Genomic DNA, 18,234 nt, shown 5'->3' with positions numbered 1-18,234 from the left:
AGCAGCAGGCCAGCGACGGCGTAGGCTCTGGGACTGCCGCACCCGTAACCCGCGCACCCCGGCAAACATCCACGGGCAGCCCCAGCCCTGTCATCCCGGCGCTGGGTACGCACCCACCGCTCGACCATCACGCCCACTGACAGCAGGGTTTCTGGAGGTGTCCAGTCTGCGAAATTTCAGGACATGCTGAACACGGAAGATTTTTGGTGGTACTATATTTCACGAATGGAAGCAGGCCGGCAAGATATGGCGGAAGCGGTACTCGGATACGAGCGAGATCACATCAAAACTGGAACGCCATTCTTTGCTCCACAGTAAACGAGCGTTGTATCTCCTGCACCCGTCCTAGACGGCGGCAGTCGGCCAACTGCGGCTATTCCGCTGCCATGTAGGTGCAGAGCCCTAAACCCCCACCTTCTCCGCCGACCCTCTGAGGAATCCCCCCAGCGCCGCATGAAACTCCGGCTCCTCCAGCAGGAACGCGTCATGCCCCTTGTCGGACGCGATCTCCACGAAGGACACGCGCGCCCCCGCCGCGTTCAGCGCGCGCACCACCGCGCGGCTCTCTGAGGTCGGGAACAGCCAGTCGCTGCTGAAACTCGCCAGGAAGAACCGCGTCGCCGTGCCGCGGAAGGCTGCCGAGAGATCGCCCTCGTGCTCCGCCGCCAGGTCGAAGAAATCCATCGCGCGCGTGATGGTCAGATACGCATTCGCGTCGAAGCGCTGCACGAAGGTGCTGCCCTGGTGGCGCAGGTACGATTCCACCTCGAACACGTCCTCGAGGAAGGTCAGCGCCGAGGCGCCGCGCAGCCGCCGGCCGAACTTCCGCGTCAGCGCCTGTTCCGACAGGTAGGTGATGTGCGCGACCATCCGCGCCACCGCGAGGCCGCGGGCCGGGACCCGCCCGTTCTCCCAATAGCGCCCGCCGTCCCAGTCCGGGTCGCCATGGATCGCCTGGCGCCCGACCTCGTGGAAGGCGATGTTCTGCGCCGAATGATGCGCGGCGCAGGCGATCGGGGCGGCCGCCACCAGGGCATCGGGATAGGTCGCCGCCCATTCCAGCACCTGCATGCCGCCCATCGACCCGCCGATGACGGCAAGCCAGCGCGCGACGCCCAGATGCTCCATGAGCCGCTTCTGCGCGCGGACCATGTCGCGGATGGTCACCTGTGGGAAATCCGTGCCCCAGGGCCGGCCCAGGCCCCGCCCCTCGGCGTCCGTCATCTCGCTGCGCGGACCGGTCGAGCCCATGCAGCCGCCCAGCACGTTGACGCAGACCAGGAAGTAGCGGTCGGTGTCGAGCGGCTTGCCGGGGCCGACGATGCTCTCCCACCAGCCGGGCTTGCCGGTCACGGGGTGGGGCTCGGCCAGATACTGGTCCCCGGTGAGCGCGTGGCAGACCAGCACGGCGTTGGTCCGGGCGGCGTTCAGCCGGCCATAGGTGCGGTAGGCCACCGTCAGCGGCAGGATCACGGCGCCGCAATCGAGCGCCAGGCCGTCGGCGAAGACGGCGTGCTGGTGCTCGACCTCCGGCAGGGGGGCGATGGCCTGGGACATTGCGCGCGATGATTAGAGCAATATCCGGCCGGATGAAATCATCCGATCCGGTTTCCCGCTTCGGAAAACCACGGTTCCAGAGCGGCTTATGCCCGATCGGCGCAACCGTGCAGCGGGCCATGCCGGCCGGGCGCCGGCCCCGCTTGCGCAGGCGCCATCGCAACGGCCGCGCGCCGCAGGTGCTTGGCGCGCCCTGCCGCGCCGTCTATTGCATCTGCTCCCATGCCCGACATAGCCCCACCCGCACCCGCCAAGCCCGACATGGCCGCGCTCCGCGCGGAGATCGACACGATCGACGACGCCCTGCACGACCTGCTGATGCGCCGGGCGGAAGTGGTGGCGCGGCTGGCCTCCAGCCGGGCCAAGGGGGCCTCGACGCCGCTCCGGGCGGGGCGGGAGGCGGCGGTGCTGCGCCGCCTGCTCGCGCGCCATTCCGGCCCGCTCGGCCGGTCGCGCATCGTGCGCATCTGGCGCGAGATCTTCATGGCGAGCACGGCGATCCAGGGCGGCTTCTCGGCCGCGGTCTTCGCGCCGAGCCCGCAATCCGGCCAGGCGCGGCTCGCGCGCGAGCATTTCGGCCCGATCACGCCGATGCGCATCCACCAGACCGCCGCGCGCGCGCTGGCCGCGGTCAGCGGCGGGGAGGCCTCGGTCGCCGTGCTGCCGGTGCCGGTCGAGGAATTCGACGGAACGGAAGGCCCCTGGTGGGCGCGGCTCGACGTGCCGCGGCTGCAGGTGGTGGCGCGCCTGCCCTTCGTCGCGGATGCCGGCGGGCCGGCGTCGCTGATCGTGGCGCCGGTGCCGCCGGACCCCTCGGGCGCTGACCGGACGCTGCTGCTGGCCGAGACCGGCGCCGACGCATCCCGCGCGCGGATTGGCCAGGCGCTGGCCGATGCCGGGCTCGAGGCCGCCTCCCTGCTCGTGGCGCGCGTCGGGGATGAGACGCTGGCGCTCGCCGAGATCGAAGGCTTCCTGGCCGCGTCCGACGCGCGGCTGGCGGCGCTGCCCTGGGCGCGGCGCACCATCCTCGGCGCCTATGCGGTGCCGGTCCCCGGAGACGCAGCATGACCGTGATGCCCCGCCCCTCGATCCTGTCGGTCGAGCCGTATGTGGGTGGCGAATCCAAGATCCCGGGCGTGAACCGGATCATCAAGCTGTCCTCCAACGAAGGCGCCTTCGGCCCGCCGCCTGGCGCCATCGCGGCAATCCAGGCCATGGCCGCCGAGGCGCATCGCTACCCCGATGGCGGCGCCAAAGCGCTGCGCGAGGCGATCGGCGCCCGCTTCGGCCTCGACCCCGCACGCATCGTGGTGGGCAACGGCTCGGACGAGCTGATCTCGCTCCTCATCCTCGCCTATGGCGGGGAGGGGACCGAGCTGGTCATGAGCGCGCACGGCTTCATGATGTACGACATCACCGGGCGCTGGGCGGGCTGCCGGATCATCAAGGTGCCCGAGCGCGACCTCCGCGCCGACGTGGACGGCATGCTGGCCGCGGTCGGACCGCGCACGCGGCTGGTGTTCCTGGCGAACCCGAACAACCCGACCGGCGCCATCCTGCCGCAGGCGGAGGTCGAGCGCCTGCGCGCCGGCCTGCGCGACGACATCCTGCTGGTGCTGGACAGCGCCTATGCCGAATACGTCACGCGACCGGACTACGATGCCGGGGCGCGGCTGGTGGATGCCGGCGGGCCGGGCGCGACGGTCATGACGCGCACCTTCTCCAAGATCTTCGGCCTGGGCGGCATGCGGCTCGGCTGGTGCTACGCGCCGGCGGCGGTGGTGGACGTGCTCGGGCGCGTGCGGGGGCCCTTCAACGTGAACGCCGCCGCCATGGCGGCCGGCATCGCCGCCGTGGCCGAGAAGGGCTGGGTGGAGCGGTCCGTCGCGCACAACACCGAATGGCGGGGCAAGGTCGCCGCGGCACTGACCGCCGCGGGCATCAAGGTCTGGCCGAGCGAGGGCAACTTCGTTCTGGCCGACTTCGCCACGCCGGAGGCGGCACACGCGGCGGACGCGGCGCTCAAGGCGCGCGGCCTGATCGTGCGCGCCATGGGCGGCTACGGCCTTCCCGCCTGCCTGCGCATCACCATCGGCACCGCCGAGGAATGCACCGTGGTGATCGACGCGCTGACGGCCTTCATGCATGGCTGAGCCGGTCTTCGAGCGGCTCTGCCTGGTCGGCATCGGGCTGATCGGGTCCTCCATCGCGCGGGCGGCGCGCAAGCGCGGCGACATCGCGCGCACGGTGGTCGCCACCGCCCGGCGACCGGAGACGCTGGCGCGCGTGCGGGACCTCGGCATCGTCGACGTGGTCGAGGACGACCCCGCGAAGGCTGTCGAGGGCTGCGACGGCGTGATCCTCTGCGTGCCGGTCGGCGCCTATGCGGGCGTCATGCAGGCGATCGCGCCGCATCTGGCGCCGGGCTGCGTGCTGTCCGACGTAGGTTCGACCAAGGGCAGCGTTGTGCGCGACCTGTCGCCGCTGCTGCCGCCGGGCGTCGAGCTCGTGCCCGCGCACCCGATGGCCGGCACCGAGCATTCCGGCCCCGATGCCGGCTTCGCCGAACTGTTCGAGGGGCGCTACTGCATCGTCACGCCGCTGCCGGACAACGACCCCGCCGCGCTCGAGAAGGTGCGGGAGATGTGGCGGCGCTGCGGCTCGATGATCGAGACGATGGATCCGGCCACGCACGATCGCGTGGTCGCCATCGTGTCCCACCTGCCGCACCTGATCGCCTTCACCATCTGCGGCACGGCGGACGACCTCGCGGAAGAGACGAAGGAGGCGGTGCTGAAATTCGCGGCCTCCGGCTTCCGGGACTTCACGCGCATCGCAGCGAGCGACATCGACATGTGGCGCGACGTATTCCTGAACAACCGCGAGGCGCTGCTCGAGATGCTGGCGCGCTTCAGCGAGGATGCGCACGCGCTGGGCCGCGCCGTGCGCTACGGCCAGGCGGAGTTCATCGAGGACCGCATCCGGCGCGGGCGGAAGATCCGGCGCGAGCTGATCGAGCGGAAGCAGGCGTAGCGCCGGCCGGCCTGGGTCGGGGGATCGAACGGGAACAAGAAAAGGGGGGAGAAGGGAACTTCTCCCCCCTGACCCCCCTCAACCTTCTTTGGCACCCGGCGCCGGGTTTTCGACGCTTGGCGCAAGACATCAAAGAAGGGGGGGGATCGGGGGAGGTTCTCCTCCCCCGACCTTCACCCCGGCAGCACCGCCAACGGCAAGCCGAGCGCCCCGGCCACCGCCGGATGCGTCACCGCCCCCGCATGCACGTTCACCCCAGCCGCGAGGTGCGGGTTCTCGGCCGCCGCGCGCTGCCAGCCCTTGTCCGCGATCTGCAGCGTGAACGGCAGCGTCGCGTTGTTCAGCGCGACCGCGCTGGTGCGCGCCACCGCGCCCGGCATGTTCGTCACGCAGTAATGCACCACGCCGTCCACGACATAGGTGGGGTCGGCGTGGGTGGTGGGGCGGGAGGTCTCGAAGCAGCCGCCCTGGTCGATCGCGACATCGACCATGACGCTGCCCGGGCGCATGCGCGCGACCGTCTCGCGGCTGACGAGCCGCGGCGCCGCCGCGCCCGGCACCAGCACGGCGCCGATCACGAGGTCGGCGTCCAGCACCGCGCGCTCCACCGCGTCCCGCGTCGCGAACAGCGTGTCGACCAGGCCGTTGAACTCGATGTCGAGCGCGGCCAGCACGCGCGGGTTGCGGTCGAGCACCGTGACGTTGGCGCGCATGCCGTTGGCGATGCGCGCGGCGTTCGACCCCACCACGCCGCCGCCGATGATCGCGACCCGCCCCGGCGGCACGCCCGGCACGCCGGAGAGCAGGATGCCCGCGCCCCCGGCCTCCTTTTCCAGGCAGCGCGCGCCGACCTGCACGGCCATCCGGCCGGCCACCTCGCTCATCGGCGCCAGCAGCGGCAGGCCGCCCTGCGCGTCCGTCACGGTCTCGTAGGCGATGGCAGTGCAGCCGCTCGCCATCAGCCCCTGCGTCTGCTCGAGGTCCGGGGCAAGGTGCAGGTAGGTGAACAGCACCTGCCCGGCCTTGAGGCGCACCCATTCGAAGGGCTGCGGCTCCTTGACCTTCACGATCAGCTCGGCGCTCGCGAAGACGGCCGCCGCATCGGGGGCGATGCGCGCGCCGGCCGCCTCGTAGGCCGCGTCGGGGAAGCCGATGGCCGCACCCGCGCCGGTCTCGACCAGCACGTCGTGCCCGTGCAGCACCAGTTCGCGGACCGACCCCGGCACCAGGCCCACGCGGTATTCGTGGACCTTCACTTCCTTCGGAACGCCGACGCGCATCGCCCTCTCCTCACTCCACCGGCAGGAAGATGAACACGACCGCGGCCACAAGGCACGCGCCGGCTGCGAGGAAGTTCCAGCGCAGCGTCTCCCCCAGGAAGGCCACGCTGAACACGGCGAAGACGGCCAGCGTGATCACTTCCTGCATCACCTTCAGCTGCTGGCCGCTGAAGGTGCCGTAGCCGATCCGGTTCGCCGGCACCGCCAGGCAGTATTCGAAGAACGCGATTCCCCAGGACACCAGCACCGCGAGCCACAACGGCCAGTGCGGCGCCTTGAGGTGCCCGTACCAGGCGAAGGTCATCAGCACGTTCGACGCCACCAGCAGCAGCGGCGTCGCGATCCAGGGGGTCATGGCGGTTCCTTCGGCGCGGGCGGCGGCAGGCGCTTCAGCAGGAACAGCATGATGCCCATGGCCGGCAGCGCCGCCGCCGTCGTCAGCAGGAAGAAGCCCGGCCAGCCGAGGCTCTCCGCCAGCCAGCCCGAACCGGCGCCCAGCGTGCGGAGCGGCACCGCGGCCAGCGAGGACAGCAGCGCATACTGCGTCGCCGTGAAGGTCCGGCTGGTCAGCGCGCTGAGGTAGGTGATGAAGGCCGCGTCCGCGAGGCCGTCGGTGAAGTTCTCCACCCCCACCTGCGCGAACAGCCAGCGGATGTCGTGCCCGCCGTAGTAGAGCGCCACGTACATCAGGTTCGACAGCATCTGCGTGATGCCGGTCAGGACCAGCGCGCGGCCGGTGCCGATGCGCGCGACAAGCCAGCCGCCGGCCAGCGCGCCCGCCAGCGTCGCGAACAGGCCGAACACCGACGACACGCCCGCCACCTCCAGCCGCGAGAAGCCGAGCTGCCGGTAGAACGGCGCCGTCATGATGCCGGCCAGCGCCTCCCCCAGCTTGAACAGCGCCACGAAGGCCAGGATCGCCACCCAGTACCGGCGGCGAACGAGATCCGCGAAGGGCTCGACCACCGCGATGCGCAGCCGCCCGGCCCAGTCGGGTGGCGCCTCGGGCGGCGGGCGGCCTGGCTCGGGGGCCAGCAGCACGGCGGCGAAGCCCACGCCGATCATCGCCGCGCACATCGCGAAGGCGAAGGGCCAGCCGCCGAATTCCGCCATGGCCAGCGCGCCGCCGCCCGACGCCAGCAGCGCGCCGCGATAGCCCCAGACATAGCAGGCGAGCCCGTAGCCCTGGTCCTGTTCCTCCAGAACCTCGATGCGGTAGGCATCGACCGCGATGTCCTGGCTGGCGGACAGGAACGCGACGGCCACCGCCACCGCGACCGTCAGCGCCGCGCCCGCGACGGGATCGGTCAGGCCGAGCATCAGGATCGCCGCCGCCAGCAGCGGCTGGATGGCCGCGAGCCAGCCGCGCCGTCGCCCGAGCCCGCCCGCCAGCGGCGGCCGCACATGGTCGAGCACCGGCGCCCAGAGGAACTTGAGCGAATAGGAGAGCCCGATCAGCGCCGTGAAGCCGATGGCGGTGAGCGACACGCCGGATTCCGCGAACCACTGCCTGAGCGTGAAGGCCGTCAGCGGCAACGGCACGCCGGCCGAGAAGCCGAGCGCCAGCAGCACGAGGAAGCGCCGGTCGCGCCAGCGGGGCAGGGCCGAATCGGGCATCTGCCGGCAGGCTGGCAGAACCGCGGCCCCGGTTCCAGCACGCCGCCCCTTGCGGCCCTGGCCCGCCGCTGGGCAGTATCGCCCTGGGAACGAGGGGCAAGGAAAGGGGTGGGCATGGACCAGTTGATCGCGCGCGTGAAGGGCATGGCGATGTCGCCCGCGCAGGAATGGCAGGCGATCGCGCGGGAGCCGATCGACCTGACGGCGGTGTTCACGCGCTACGTGATGATCCTGGCTGCGATCCCGGCCATCGCCGGCTTCCTCGTGACGATGTGGTTCGGCTTCTTCGGCGCCTTCGCCGCCATGATCGTGGGCTACATCCTCACGCTCGTCGGCGTCTTCGTGAACGCCAAGATCGTCGAGATCCTGGCGCCGAAATTCGGCGGACCGCAGGACGCGGACGCCGCGCTGAAGCTGGCCGCCTTCTCACCGACGGTGGCCTGGGTGGCGGGCGGCCTCATTATCGTGCCGATCCTGGGCGCCCTGATCGCGCTCGCGGCGGCCTTCTACGCGCTCTATACGCTCTATCTCGGCGTGCCGATCGTGATGCGCGTGCCGCAGGAAAAGGCGCTGACCTTCACCCTGGCCGTGATCGGCGTCGCCATCGTGGTGAACATCGCGGTGCGGCTCTTCACCGGCATCCTGATCTGACGCCTGTCACGCGGTGATGGTGTCCAGAGGCCTCTCGGCCTCTGGTGGAGTGGGTCCGGGAGGGGCAAGGCCCATCCCGCCCTCCGTCAGGCGAGCGCGAACAGCCGCCCGGCCCCAGCGATTCGTTCCGTGACGCCCGCGCGCCGCAGCGCGTGCCAGTAGGTCACGGGGTTCGTCGCCAGCACCGGCTTGCCGAGTTCGGCTTCCGCCGCGCGCGCCACGCCGGCGAAAGGCAGGTTGGTGCCGACCTGCACGATGGCCTCGATGTCCGGCCCTTCGAGCTCGCGCACCGCGTCCCGCAGCGCCGCGTCCGTCACGCGCGCGATCGCGGCCGGGCCGGGCGCGCGCAGTCCGAGGGTGCGCGGCACGACCACCCCCGCGGCTTCCAGGAAGGCCCTGGCCGCGGCGTCGCCGGCGGGAAAGAAGGGCGTCAGCAGTGCGATGCGCGTGATGCCGAGCTCGGCCAGCGCCGCCAGCGTCGCATGCGTCGGCGCGGTCACGGGGCAGCCGATGCGCGCCTCCGCCTCCGCCAGCAGGGCGTCGCCGGCCGCGCCGCCGCCGGCGAAGTTCTCCACCATCACGCCGATCGCGACATGGTCCGGCTTCGCCGGCGCCAGCGTATCCAGCGCGCCCATCAGCCCCGCCACCATCGCCGCGCGCACCTCGGCCGCGTCGGCGTCCGAGCCCACGGCGCGGTCGGGGTTGGCGATGCGCGCGGTGGCATTCACCACGCCGCGCGGGCGGAGGTCGTCCATCTCCGCCTCGGTTGTCACGTTCGTGGCGGGCACGACAACGCCCATCAGCAACCGATGGGCGAGGGTGGCGCGGGGTCCGAGCGGCGGTGGCGTCTCCATCCGCCGAGCGTGCCAGACCCCGCGCGCGGCGCCTACGTCCGGTCGTCCGGCCACATCAAGCGGGAGGCGACGCCCGCCAGCACCGCGCCGGCGATCGGCGCCACCCAGAACAGCCAGAGCTGCTGCAGCGCCCAGCCACCCACCACCAGCGCGGGGCCGGTGCTGCGCGCCGGGTTCACCGAGGTGTTGGTCACCGGGATCGAGACCAGGTGGATCAGTGTGAGGCCGAGCCCGATCGCGATCGGCGCCAGGCCCGCCGGCGCCTGCGGATGCGTCGCGCCAATGATGATGACCAGGAAGAAGAAGGTCATCACCACCTCGGTCAGCAGCGCGGCGTTCATCGAGTACTTGCCGGGCGAATGGTCGCCGAAGCCGTTCGATGCGAAGCCACCGACCTCGAAGCCCGGCTTGCCCGTCGCGATGGCCCAGAGGATGCCTGCCGCCGCGATGGCGCCCAGCACCTGGACCAGGATGTAGGGAATGGCGTCCTTCCCCGGGAACCGCCCCGCCGCGACCAGGCCGAGCGTGACCGCCGGGTTCAGGTGGCAGCCCGAGACATGGCCGATCGCGAAGGCCATGGTCAGCACCGTCAGCCCGAAGGCGAAGGAGACGCCGAGCAGGCCGATGCCCACCTCCGGGAAGGCGGCGGCAATGACGGCGGAGCCGCAGCCGCCGAGCACGAGCCAGAGCGTGCCGATGAATTCGGCGGCGAGTTTCGCGGGCATGGGTGGTTTTCTCCCCTGGATGGACCCGGGGGGAATGTAACTTTCCCCATACCCGCGCTTGCAACGAATCTTTTGCCCCGGCAGGGCGCCATCACGGCAGGTTCAACATCACCCTGTGCGCCGCGCCGGGCGTGCCCTGCGGCAGCCGCGGCCGCATCCGGGCCGAGAGCAGATGGACGCCGGGGTGGCCCTTCGCCTCCGGCAGTTCGGCGCTCGCCTCCGCGAGCGGTCCCTCCTCCCCGCTGTATCCGGCGAGCCAGGCGTTCAGCGCCTCGGCCGCCGCGCGCGCGCCGCGGCCGCGGTGCAATTCGTGCTGTCCGCGCAGTGCCAGCGCCTGCAGGAAGCGCCCCGTCCCGAGCACCCAGGGCAGCCGCGCCGCCAGCGCCGCGTCCGAATTGGCGGCGGGCGCATGGAAGCGTGGTGGCCGGTGCAGCGTCGGCGCCAGTAGAACCGCCGCGCTGTCCGGCCCGCGCGGAACCAGCAGGGACAGGCCAAGCTGCGCCAGCGCAACCTCCTGCCCATCGGCGGGGTCGCATTCGGTCGGCACGCCGCCCATCGGCGGCAGGCCGGCCTCGGTCCCGTCCTCGCGGCCCTCGATCCCGGCGGCCCAGCCGTCGCGCCGGAAGGCGGCCGCGATGCGTGCGGCGAGCACCCAGCCGCCACCCGTCCAGCGCGGTGCCCCCTCTCCGGCCGTGGCCAGCACGCGCGGCGCGGCGAGAGCCAGGAAGCGTGCCTCCTCGCTCGCCCGCAGCGCGCGCCAGGCGATGTGGCGCGGGCCTTCATGCACGCGGGCGAGGTCCCGCTTCCCCGGCAGCGCCGCCCATTCCTCCAGGTCCAGCAGCGCCGGCGCGGCATGGGCGACGACCGGCACGAAGGCGCCCGCGCCGGCGGCGGCCAGGCCGCGCAGGGCCTGCACCTCCTCGGCCTCGGCGCCGAATTCGTGGTCGGCGAGCAGCAGGCCGAAGGGCTCGGCGCCGCCCAGGCCCTCGTGCCAGAGCAACGCGTTGAGGTCGCTGTCCTCCGGGTCCTGTACCGCGCGCTGGTCGCGGATGATCTCCCGCTTGGTCAGCGGCAGCAGTTTCACCGCGACCGGTGCTTCCTCCTGCGCCGCCACGAAACGGTGCAGCGAGCGCCAGGCGGCCTCCAGCGCCACGAAGCGCGGATGGTTGCGGATCGCGGCCGTCATCAGCGCGATCATCGCGTCGACCTTCCTGAGGGCCCGTTCCTCCGAGCCGCCTGCGTGGGCGCGGGGCGCCTGGACCGCCTCGGTCGCGGCGAGCACTGCCGCGAGCGGATCCTCGGCGCCGTCCGTGGTGTCCGCCATCGCACCCCTCCGTCGTTTTGCGATGGCACGGTAGCGCCGCGCGCAGGGCCTGTCCCGCGCCGGCTTGACGCGTCGCGGGCGGCGGCGACCTATGCGGTGTCTTGCGCGCCGACCTCACCCTTCTTCCCCTGCTTGCCCTGGCCGGCTTCGCCGCTGGCGGGGGCATGCGCCTCATGGACCCGCTGCTGCCGTTGCTCGCCGCCGATTTCGGGGTGGGCGTCGCGGCGGTGGCGCCCGTGGTGGCCGGCTTCACCCTGGCCTATGGCGCGGGGCAGCTGGTCACGGGGCCGCTCGGCGACCGCTACGGAAAGGTGCGCGTCGCGGCGCTGGCGCTGGTGCTCTACGGCATCGGGCTGGCGGTCTCGGCGGCCGCCTGGGACCTCGCCTCCATGGTGGTCCTGCGCACCGCGACGGGGTTGGTGGCGGGCGCCGTGATCCCGCTCGCCATTGCCTGGGTGGGGGATGCCGTGCCCTACGAGGAACGGCAGGCGACGATCGGGCGATTCCTGACCGGCATGGTCATGGCGCAGCTGCTGGTCGGGCCGGCCTCGGGCATCGTGGCGGAGCTCGCGGGCTGGCGCGCCTCCTTCCTGCTGTTGGCGGCGCTGGCGCTGGGCGTCGGCCTGCTTCTGGTGTTCCGCGCGCCGCCCGAGGCGCCACGGGCGAGCGCGCGCGGACTCGGCCTCGGGCAGTACGGGGTGCTGCTGCGCGCACCGGCGGGGCGGCGGCTGATGGGGGCCGCGGCGCTCGACGGCGCGGCGCTGTTCGGCGGCGCCTTCCCCTTCATCGGCGCCTACCTCATCGAGGGCTTCGCGCTCTCCCCCGGCCAGGCGGGGCTGGTGGTGGCGGGCTTCGGCCTCGGCGCCTTCGCCTATACGCGGCTGGCGAAGCGGCTGGTCGCGCGGCTCGGCGAGAAGGGGCTGGTGGGCGTGGGCGGCGCCGTGATCGCCGCGGCGCTGGCCGGCATGGCCGCGGCGCCGGCCTGGTGGGTGGTGGCGCTGCTGCAGGTGCCCTGCGGCATGGCCTTCTACATGTTCCATGGCGTGCTGCAGGCGCGCGCGACGGAAGCCCTGCCGGAGTCGCGCGCGACCGCCGTGTCCGCCTTCGCCATGGCACTGTTCCTCGGCCAGAGCATCGGCGCGCTGGCCTTCGGCGCGGTGCTGCACGCGGCGGGCTACAGCGCGGTCTTCCTGCTCTCGGCTGTGCTGACGGCCCTGCTGGCGGCCTGGGTGGCGCGGATGCCGCTGCGCTGATCCGGCCGGCCGAATGGCCGGACGCAATCATCAGCGCGCAAGGTTGGCGTGGCGGCTGCGCGCGACAACACGGACATGCCAGCGGCCGCTGGCATGCGGCGCTACCGCACCAGCACCGGCACCCGCCGCCGGGCCGCGAGCGCCGGCCCCTCCTCGACTGCGGCGTCCTCGCGCGCGAGCACCAGCAGGCCTTCCTCGAACCGGCCGAGCGCCTCGGCCACCGCGCCGGCGGTCGATGCGGCCAGGCGCCGCGTCAGGATGCGCGGCGGCATCAGGCCGGCGCGGCGCGCGCGGTCGGCCACCGCCGCCTCGGGCGCCGGCCGGTCCGCGGCGGTGAGCAGCAGCAGCGGCTCTCCGGCCGCGACGGCCAGGCGGAGCGCGACCTCCTCCCCCACCGCGCTGCCGGCGACCGCCGCCACGGGCCCTCGGCGGCGGGCCAGGCGCGACGGCAGCAGCAGCACGCCCCCCGCCGAGGCGAGCGCCGCCCGCCAGGCCTGCGGGAAGGCGCCGATGGCGCGCCCCGCCGCGCTGTCCGGCGCGGCGAGGGCCAGGATGTCGTCCACACCGCAAAGTCCCGCGAGGCAGGCCGCCGGATCGCCGCGCCGCACCTCAAAGCCGCCCTCGACGCCGAGCCGCGCGCAGGCCGCCGCCAACGCCCGCCTGAGCCGCGCCGCGGCAAGGCCGAGGCCGGAGGCGAGCGCCCCGGCATCCATCGCGCTCCAGGCATGGCTCGGCAGGCGCAGCTCGCGTGCGAAAGGGTGGGCCGCGAGGGTGAGCAGCGCCTCGTCCTCGACGAAGACGCCGCGCAACTCGTGGCCGAGCAGGCGGGCGAGCAGAGCCGCGGCCTCGATCCCCTCCCCCTCCGCCATGGCCTGGCCGAGCTCGATCAGGATGCGGTGCGGCCCGGGCGCGCTCATTCCTCCTCCTCCGCGGCGCGGCCCAGGCGCCGGCGGCGGAGCGCGGCGAAGCGGGCGAGCGTCGCCTCCACCCGGCCGTTCACGCTGCCATAGGGGTACTTGCCGTCGACGCCGCGCGCGCCGGCTTCCCGCCCGGCGAGCAGCGCCGCCGCCTCGTCGATCCCGGCCACGGCGTGGACCGCGAATCGCCCGGCGGCACAGGCCTCGACCACCTCGGCGCGCAGCATCAGGTGCTGCACGTTCGACGCCGGGACGATCACGCCCTGCGTCCCCGTGAGGCCGCGGGCGGCGCAGATCTCGAAGAAGCCCTCGATCTTCTCGTTGACGCCGCCGATCGGCTGGATGTCGCCATGCTGGTTGACCGAGCCGGTGATGGCGAGGTCCTGGCGCAAGGGAACGTCGCCGATCGCCGAGAGCAGCGCGAGAAGCTCCGCCGCCGAGGCGCTGTCGCCCTCGACCTCCCCGTAGGACTGCTCGAAGACCAGACTCGCCTGCAGCGACAGCGCGCGGCCCGCGGCATAGCGCCCCGCGAGGAAGCCCGAGAGGATCATCACGCCCTTGGAGTGGATCGGGCCGCCGAGTTCGACCTCGCGCTCGATGTCGAGGATCTGCCCGCTGCCCGGGCGCACCCGCGCGGTGATGCGCATCGGGCGCCCGAAGGCGAGGTTGCCCAGGCCGACCACGCTGAGGCCGTTGACCTGCCCGACGCGCGCGCCGGTCGTGTCGATCAGCGCGATGCCGCGCAGGATCGCTTCCTTCGTCAGGAGCTGCGGGCGTTCCAGCCGGCGGCGCTGCTCCTCGATGGCGCGGTCGAGGTCGGCGCGCGTCGCTGTCCCGCGCCCGGCCGCGCCGGCCCAGTGCCCGGCCTCGACGACGAGGTCGCGGAGATCCTCCACGAGCAGCGTCAACCGGTCCTGGTCCCCGGCCAGGCGCGCGGCGTGCTCGACGGCGCCGGCCACGGCCGCGCGGTCGAGCGGACGCGCGCCCTCGGCCTGCGCGATGGTGGCGACAATGCGCGCGAGCATCGCCTCGCCGTCGGGCGTGCGCGGCGCCTCGTCGTCGAAATCCGCCACGACCTTGAAGTGGCGCGCGAGGTCCGGGTCGAAGGCGGCGAGGAGGTAGTAGAGGAAGCGCTCGCCCACCAGCACGACCTTGGCGTCGAGCGGGATCGGATCGGGCTCCAGCGACACGGTCTGCGCGATGCCGACGAAGCGCGCGAGGTCCTCGATGGCGATGCGGCCCTGCACCAGGGCGCGCTTCAGCGCCTCCCAGGAGAACGGCTCGGTCAGCAGGGCGCGCGCGTCGATGACGATGGTGCCGCCATTGGCGCGATGCAGCGCGCCAGCGCGGATCATGCGGAAATTGGTGACCAGCGCGCCCTGCACCGGCAGGTGCTCGATGCGGCCGAGCAGGTTGGCGAGCGTCGGGTGCAGCTCCTCCACGACCGGCGCGCCGTCGGCAGCGCCGTTGCGCGTGACGAGCACGTTCACCGCGTAGCGGTCGAGCGGCGAGCCGGCGCGAAGCCCCGGCGGCGGGCCGGGCCCGTCCTGGCCCGGCTGCTCGAGGAAAAGCTGCACGTTCTCGACCAGGTCGGCGCGCACCGCCTCGAGATGCGCGAGCACCTCGGGCAGGTCGCCGAAGGGCTTCGCGGCGTCGTCCACCGCCTGGTCGATCACGAACTTCGCCGTCTCCCGGTCGAGGGCGCGCACGTCGTCGCGGCGCTTCTTCTCGAAGCGCGGGATGGCGCGGAGCGTCTGCTCGAGTTCCTTCTCGATGCGCTCGACATGCCCGCGCATCTCGTCCTGCCGGTCCTCGGGCCAGCTCGCGAAGTCCTCCGGCGGCACCACCTTGCCGTCCTTCAGCGGGGCCACGGCGAAGCCCATCGGCGTGCGGATGATGGCGACGCCCTCGGCTGCCGCCTTTTCCGCCAGGGCCGAGAAGGCGGCCTCCGCCTCCCCATGCAGGGAGCTGTCGATAGCGCTGCGGCGGCGCTGGTAGTCCTCGCCCTCGAACATGGCGGGCAGGGCGGCGCGCAGCTCGTCGATCATCTCGGCCAGCGCGGCCTCGAGCGCCGGCCCGCGACCGGACGGCACGGACAGCGCGCGCGGGCGGTGCGGCGCGGCGAAGTTGTTGACATAGACCCAGTCGGGTGGCGCCGGGCCGGCGCGCGCCGTCACCGCCAGCAGGCTGCGCACCGCATCCCCGATGCGCGCGCCCGACTGCCCGATGGCGAAGATGTTGAAGCCGCGCGCGCCGATGCTGGTGCCGAGGCCGATCGCCTCGCGCACCCGGTCCTGGCCGGGCAGGCCGGGCAGGGGATCGAGGTCGGCGGTGGTGGCGAAGGGCAGCGCCGAGAGGTCCGCGGCGCGATGGAGCCGCGCCGGCGGCAGCGGGCCCGGCGGCGCCGGGCCGGCGCCCCCGGCGGCGACCATCGCGGCAGGGGCCGGGCTGTCCAGCGCCGCACGGCCGGGGGGGCGCCGGGCCATGCCGCCTACCCGTGGTGCCGGGGCGCGGCGGCGCCCGCGACGTGGCGAACGCGGCCCATCGGCGCCTCAGTGCGCCATCAGCACGGGCAGGGTCATCTGCTTCAGCAGCGTGCGTGTCACGCCGCCGAGGATCGTCTCGCGCAGTCGCGAATGCCCGTAGGCGCCGACCACGAGCAGGTCGGCCGAGAGTTCGGAGGCGCGGTTCAGCAGCATGTCGCCGGCGCCGATCTCGGGTGCCGCCGTGTGCTCGACGGTGACCTTCAGCCCATGTCGCGCCAGGTGGCGCGCGATGTCGGCACCCGGCATGTCGCCATGCGCGTCGATGCCGCGGCGCGGATTGACGGCGGTGACCGCCACGCTGGCGGCGCCGGCCATGAGCGGCAGCGCATCATGCACGGCGCGCGACGCCTGTGCGCTGGCATTCCAGCCGATCAGCACCCGCTGGCCGACCGTCGCGAAGCGCCCGGCATAGGGCACGATCAGCGCCGGCCGGCCGGAATCGAAGAGCACCGCCTCCAACGTCGCGGCGGCGCCGGGCTGTCCGGCGTCGGGGTCGGCCTGGCCCAGCACCGCGAGGTCCGCGTAGCGCGCCTGCAGCGCGACATGCTCGGGCGTCGCGCCTTCGGCGAGGCGCCATTCGCCGGCAATGTCCTCTCGGCGCAGAACGTCGGAGAAGCGCGCTTCCACCTTGGCGGCCTCTGCCAGGGCGTCGGCGCGCATGCGGTCCAGCATCTCGGCCAGCACCGCGCCGCTGCCGGCATCGCCCGCCGCCATGACCGGCATCATCACATCGACGACATACAGCCCGACCAGATGCGCGCCATGCCGCCGCGCGAGCCCGGCGGCGAGGTCGAGGCGAACGCCCGCCTGCTCCGTGCCGTCGAGATGCACCAGGATGTCCTTGAGAGCCATCGCTTCCTCCAGCGCCGCGTTGCCTCAACCTAGGCGCATGAGCCGGCGCCGCGTTGATCCGCGTCAAGCTTCGCAGATGTTGCGATATAGAAACCATCTGGCCGTCGTGAAGGAATGCGAAACCCGGCCCCGGCATGCTGCGCCTGCTGCAGGAGGCAGCCGCCATGGCAGGACCCGCCGATGAGACCTTCCACGCCCTGACCGGCGGCGTCGCGCCGCGCGTGAAGGTGGTCGATATCGGCGCCAACCCGATCGACGCCGAGCCCCCCTACGCCGCCATGCTGCGCGCCGGCCAGGCCGAGGTGGTCGGCTTCGAGCCGAACCGCGCCGCGCTGGCGGAACTCGACCGCCGCAAGGGGCCGCTCGAGCGCTACTTCCCGCATGCGGTGGGCGATGGCGGCCGTCACACGCTCCATGTCTGCCAGGCGCCGGGCATGACCTCCCTGCTGGCGCCGGACCCGGCGGTGCTCGGCCTGTTCCACGGCTTCCCCGACTGGGGCCGCGTGCTGGCGACCGAGGAGGTCGCGACCGTCCGTCTCGACGACGTGCCCGAGACGGCGGGCGCGGACCTGCTCAAGCTCGACATCCAGGGGGCGGAGCTGATGGTGCTGCGCCACGCGGAGGCGCGGCTGGCCGAGGCGGTCGTCATCCAGGCGGAGGTCGAGTTCCTGCCGCTCTACCAGGGCCAGCCGCTGTTCAGCGAGGTGGAGCAGTTCCTGCGTGCCAGGGGCTTCGCGCTGCACCGCTTCTTTCCGACCGTCAGCCGCGCCGTGCAGCCCATGCTCGTGAACGACGATCCCTATGCCCGGCTCGGGCAGCTGGTCTGGGCGGATGCGGTGCTCATCCGCGACCTCACGCGCCTGGATGCGCTGTCCGACCGACAGGTGCTGGCGATGGCGGCGGTCCTGCATGATTGCTACGGCGCCTTCGACATCGTGTTCCGCCTGCTGGCCGAGCACGACGGCCGCCGCGGCGGCGCGCTGGCCGGCACCTACCTCGACCGCCTGCGCGCTCCCCTGCTGCGCGCGGCCTGAAGGACACCGCCATGACGCTGCTCGCCGAGGCGCCGCCGCGCCTGTCCACCGTGCTGCATGTCGGCTGCGGCCCCGCCGCGCCGGGCAAGCTGCCCGCCGACTTCTTTCCCGGGGGTGCCTGGCGCGAGCTGCGGCTCGACATCGACCCCGCGGCGGCGCCGGATATCCTGGCCTCCATCACCGACATGCGCGACGTCGCCGCGGCCTCGGTGGATGCGGTCTATTCGGCGCACAATGTCGAGCACCTGGCCGCGCACGAGGTGCCGCTGGCGCTGGCCGAGTTCCGCCGCGTGATCGCGCCGGGCGGCTTCGCGCTCATCACCGTGCCGGACCTGCAGCAGGTGGCGGCGCTGGTCGTGGCCGACCGGCTGACCGACGCGGCCTATGTCGCGCCGGCGGGGCCGATCGCGCCGCTCGATATGCTCTATGGGCACGGGGCGCAGATCGCGGCGGGCAACGGCTTCATGGCGCATCGCACCGGCTTCACGGCGCGCAGCCTGGAGGCGGCGCTGGTCGCGGCGCGCTTCGACCATGTGCGCGTGGCGCGCGACGGCGCCTTCGCGCTCTGGGCGACGGCGCGCGTCGCCTAGG

17 protein-coding genes are annotated in these 18,234 nt (G+C 73.0%); 7 read left to right on the top strand and 10 right to left on the bottom strand.

The window, feature by feature from the left end; translation table 11 throughout:
- Window positions 1-402 precede the first annotated feature (402 nt).
- Window positions 403-1,557 (bottom strand): homoserine O-acetyltransferase, encoded by a 1,155-nt coding sequence (locus E8M80_RS22690; protein ID WP_137128016.1) that lies wholly within the window; start codon window positions 1,555-1,557, stop codon window positions 403-405.
- Between the two features lie 222 nt (window positions 1,558-1,779).
- On the opposite strand from E8M80_RS22690, the gene E8M80_RS22685 reads away from it, so the two are divergent.
- The 3 genes from E8M80_RS22685 to E8M80_RS22675 are packed head-to-tail and all read left to right on the top strand — an operon-like array spanning window position 1,780 to window position 4,590.
- On the top strand, window positions 1,780-2,625 hold the full coding sequence (locus E8M80_RS22685; protein ID WP_137128015.1) for a chorismate mutase: 846 nt from the start codon (window positions 1,780-1,782) through the stop codon (window positions 2,623-2,625).
- Window positions 2,622-3,710: a histidinol-phosphate transaminase gene (gene hisC, locus E8M80_RS22680; RefSeq protein ID WP_137128014.1), complete on the top strand. Its 1,089-nt coding sequence runs from the start codon at window positions 2,622-2,624 to the stop codon at window positions 3,708-3,710. Before E8M80_RS22685 ends, hisC begins: the two co-directional genes overlap by 4 nt.
- Complete coding sequence (locus E8M80_RS22675; protein ID WP_137128013.1) at window positions 3,703-4,590, top strand: prephenate/arogenate dehydrogenase family protein; 888 nt, start codon at window positions 3,703-3,705, stop codon at window positions 4,588-4,590. Before hisC ends, E8M80_RS22675 begins: the two co-directional genes overlap by 8 nt.
- A gap of 173 nt (window positions 4,591-4,763) precedes the next feature.
- Here the strand turns inward: E8M80_RS22675 and ald are convergent, their stop codons facing one another.
- Genes ald through E8M80_RS22660 form a run of 3 tightly spaced genes read right to left on the bottom strand, consistent with a single transcriptional unit; the run spans window position 4,764 to window position 7,487 of the window.
- A complete protein-coding gene (gene ald / locus E8M80_RS22670) occupies window positions 4,764-5,870 on the bottom strand; it encodes an alanine dehydrogenase (protein ID WP_137128012.1) in 1,107 nt (368 codons plus the stop codon).
- A 10-nt stretch (window positions 5,871-5,880) separates the two neighbouring features.
- Window positions 5,881-6,225, bottom strand: coding sequence for a DMT family protein (locus E8M80_RS22665; protein ID WP_137128011.1), 345 nt, complete (start codon window positions 6,223-6,225; stop codon window positions 5,881-5,883).
- Window positions 6,222-7,487, bottom strand: a complete 1,266-nt coding sequence (locus E8M80_RS22660; RefSeq protein ID WP_137128010.1) for an AmpG family muropeptide MFS transporter — start codon at window positions 7,485-7,487, stop codon at window positions 6,222-6,224. The genes E8M80_RS22665 and E8M80_RS22660 overlap by 4 nt, the downstream gene beginning before the upstream one ends.
- 114 nt (window positions 7,488-7,601) lie before the next feature.
- On the opposite strand from E8M80_RS22660, the gene E8M80_RS22655 reads away from it, so the two are divergent.
- Window positions 7,602-8,138: a YIP1 family protein gene (locus E8M80_RS22655; protein WP_137128009.1), complete on the top strand. Its 537-nt coding sequence runs from the start codon at window positions 7,602-7,604 to the stop codon at window positions 8,136-8,138.
- An 86-nt stretch (window positions 8,139-8,224) separates the two neighbouring features.
- On the opposite strand, the gene E8M80_RS22650 is transcribed toward E8M80_RS22655, so the two are convergent.
- The 3 genes from E8M80_RS22650 to E8M80_RS22640 all read right to left on the bottom strand — a co-directional run bounded on the left by E8M80_RS22650 (window position 8,225) and on the right by E8M80_RS22640 (window position 11,041).
- Window positions 8,225-8,992, bottom strand: coding sequence for an arylmalonate decarboxylase (locus E8M80_RS22650; RefSeq protein ID WP_137128008.1), 768 nt, complete (start codon window positions 8,990-8,992; stop codon window positions 8,225-8,227).
- Window positions 8,993-9,024: 32 nt separating this feature from the next.
- The gene (aqpZ, locus tag E8M80_RS22645; RefSeq protein ID WP_137128007.1) at window positions 9,025-9,717 is read right to left on the bottom strand and encodes an aquaporin Z; all 693 of its coding nucleotides are present in this window, start codon (window positions 9,715-9,717) and stop codon (window positions 9,025-9,027) included.
- A gap of 91 nt (window positions 9,718-9,808) precedes the next feature.
- Window positions 9,809-11,041, bottom strand: coding sequence for a type VI secretion system contractile sheath domain-containing protein (locus E8M80_RS22640; RefSeq protein ID WP_137128006.1), 1,233 nt, complete (start codon window positions 11,039-11,041; stop codon window positions 9,809-9,811).
- Between the two features lie 101 nt (window positions 11,042-11,142).
- Here E8M80_RS22640 and E8M80_RS22635 point away from each other — a divergent pair, with 101 nt between their 5' ends.
- Window positions 11,143-12,294, top strand: a complete 1,152-nt coding sequence (locus E8M80_RS22635) for an MFS transporter (protein ID WP_137128005.1) — start codon at window positions 11,143-11,145, stop codon at window positions 12,292-12,294.
- Window positions 12,295-12,395: 101 nt separating this feature from the next.
- On the opposite strand, the gene E8M80_RS22630 is transcribed toward E8M80_RS22635, so the two are convergent.
- From E8M80_RS22630 to E8M80_RS22620, 3 genes are all read right to left on the bottom strand, one after another.
- Window positions 12,396-13,211: a hypothetical protein gene (locus E8M80_RS22630; RefSeq protein WP_137128004.1), complete on the bottom strand. Its 816-nt coding sequence runs from the start codon at window positions 13,209-13,211 to the stop codon at window positions 12,396-12,398.
- Complete coding sequence (locus E8M80_RS22625) at window positions 13,208-15,697, bottom strand: Lon protease family protein (RefSeq protein ID WP_240790173.1); 2,490 nt, start codon at window positions 15,695-15,697, stop codon at window positions 13,208-13,210. Before E8M80_RS22625 ends, E8M80_RS22630 begins: the two co-directional genes overlap by 4 nt.
- 66 nt (window positions 15,698-15,763) lie before the next feature.
- Window positions 15,764-16,609, bottom strand: coding sequence for a universal stress protein (locus E8M80_RS22620; RefSeq protein WP_137128003.1), 846 nt, complete (start codon window positions 16,607-16,609; stop codon window positions 15,764-15,766).
- Between the two features lie 164 nt (window positions 16,610-16,773).
- Here E8M80_RS22620 and E8M80_RS22615 point away from each other — a divergent pair, with 164 nt between their 5' ends.
- Together E8M80_RS22615 and E8M80_RS22610 are read left to right on the top strand one after the other, a co-directional pair.
- Window positions 16,774-17,643 (top strand): FkbM family methyltransferase, encoded by an 870-nt coding sequence (locus tag E8M80_RS22615; protein WP_137128002.1) that lies wholly within the window; start codon window positions 16,774-16,776, stop codon window positions 17,641-17,643.
- Window positions 17,644-17,654: 11 nt separating this feature from the next.
- A complete protein-coding gene (locus E8M80_RS22610) occupies window positions 17,655-18,233 on the top strand; it encodes a methyltransferase domain-containing protein (RefSeq protein ID WP_137128001.1) in 579 nt (192 codons plus the stop codon).
- Window position 18,234 lies beyond the last annotated feature (1 nt).

Origin of the sequence: Roseomonas sp. HF4 (genome assembly GCF_005222755.1) — a bacterium.
GTDB lineage: Bacteria > Pseudomonadota > Alphaproteobacteria > Acetobacterales > Acetobacteraceae > Neoroseomonas.
This window is presented reverse-complemented; position numbering and strand designations above follow the sequence as displayed.

Coding starts and splice junctions, on each gene's coding strand:
- ald (WP_137128012.1), bottom strand. CDS start 5,870: ATGCGCGTCGGCGTTCCGAAGGAAGTGAAGGTCCACGAATACCGCGTG.
- E8M80_RS22665 (WP_137128011.1), bottom strand. CDS start 6,225: ATGACCCCCTGGATCGCGACGCCGCTGCTGCTGGTGGCGTCGAACGTG.
- aqpZ (WP_137128007.1), bottom strand. CDS start 9,717: ATGCCCGCGAAACTCGCCGCCGAATTCATCGGCACGCTCTGGCTCGTG.
- E8M80_RS22685 (WP_137128015.1), top strand. CDS start 1,780: ATGCCCGACATAGCCCCACCCGCACCCGCCAAGCCCGACATGGCCGCG.
- hisC (WP_137128014.1), top strand. CDS start 2,622: ATGACCGTGATGCCCCGCCCCTCGATCCTGTCGGTCGAGCCGTATGTG.
- E8M80_RS22630 (WP_137128004.1), bottom strand. CDS start 13,211: ATGAGCGCGCCCGGGCCGCACCGCATCCTGATCGAGCTCGGCCAGGCC.
- E8M80_RS22620 (WP_137128003.1), bottom strand. CDS start 16,609: ATGGCTCTCAAGGACATCCTGGTGCATCTCGACGGCACGGAGCAGGCG.
- E8M80_RS22615 (WP_137128002.1), top strand. CDS start 16,774: ATGGCAGGACCCGCCGATGAGACCTTCCACGCCCTGACCGGCGGCGTC.
- E8M80_RS22655 (WP_137128009.1), top strand. CDS start 7,602: ATGGACCAGTTGATCGCGCGCGTGAAGGGCATGGCGATGTCGCCCGCG.
- E8M80_RS22675 (WP_137128013.1), top strand. CDS start 3,703: ATGGCTGAGCCGGTCTTCGAGCGGCTCTGCCTGGTCGGCATCGGGCTG.
- E8M80_RS22690 (WP_137128016.1), bottom strand. CDS start 1,557: ATGTCCCAGGCCATCGCCCCCCTGCCGGAGGTCGAGCACCAGCACGCC.
- E8M80_RS22660 (WP_137128010.1), bottom strand. CDS start 7,487: ATGCCCGATTCGGCCCTGCCCCGCTGGCGCGACCGGCGCTTCCTCGTG.
- E8M80_RS22610 (WP_137128001.1), top strand. CDS start 17,655: ATGACGCTGCTCGCCGAGGCGCCGCCGCGCCTGTCCACCGTGCTGCAT.
- E8M80_RS22625 (WP_240790173.1), bottom strand. CDS start 15,697: ATGGCCCGGCGCCCCCCCGGCCGTGCGGCGCTGGACAGCCCGGCCCCT.
- E8M80_RS22640 (WP_137128006.1), bottom strand. CDS start 11,041: ATGGCGGACACCACGGACGGCGCCGAGGATCCGCTCGCGGCAGTGCTC.
- E8M80_RS22650 (WP_137128008.1), bottom strand. CDS start 8,992: ATGGAGACGCCACCGCCGCTCGGACCCCGCGCCACCCTCGCCCATCGG.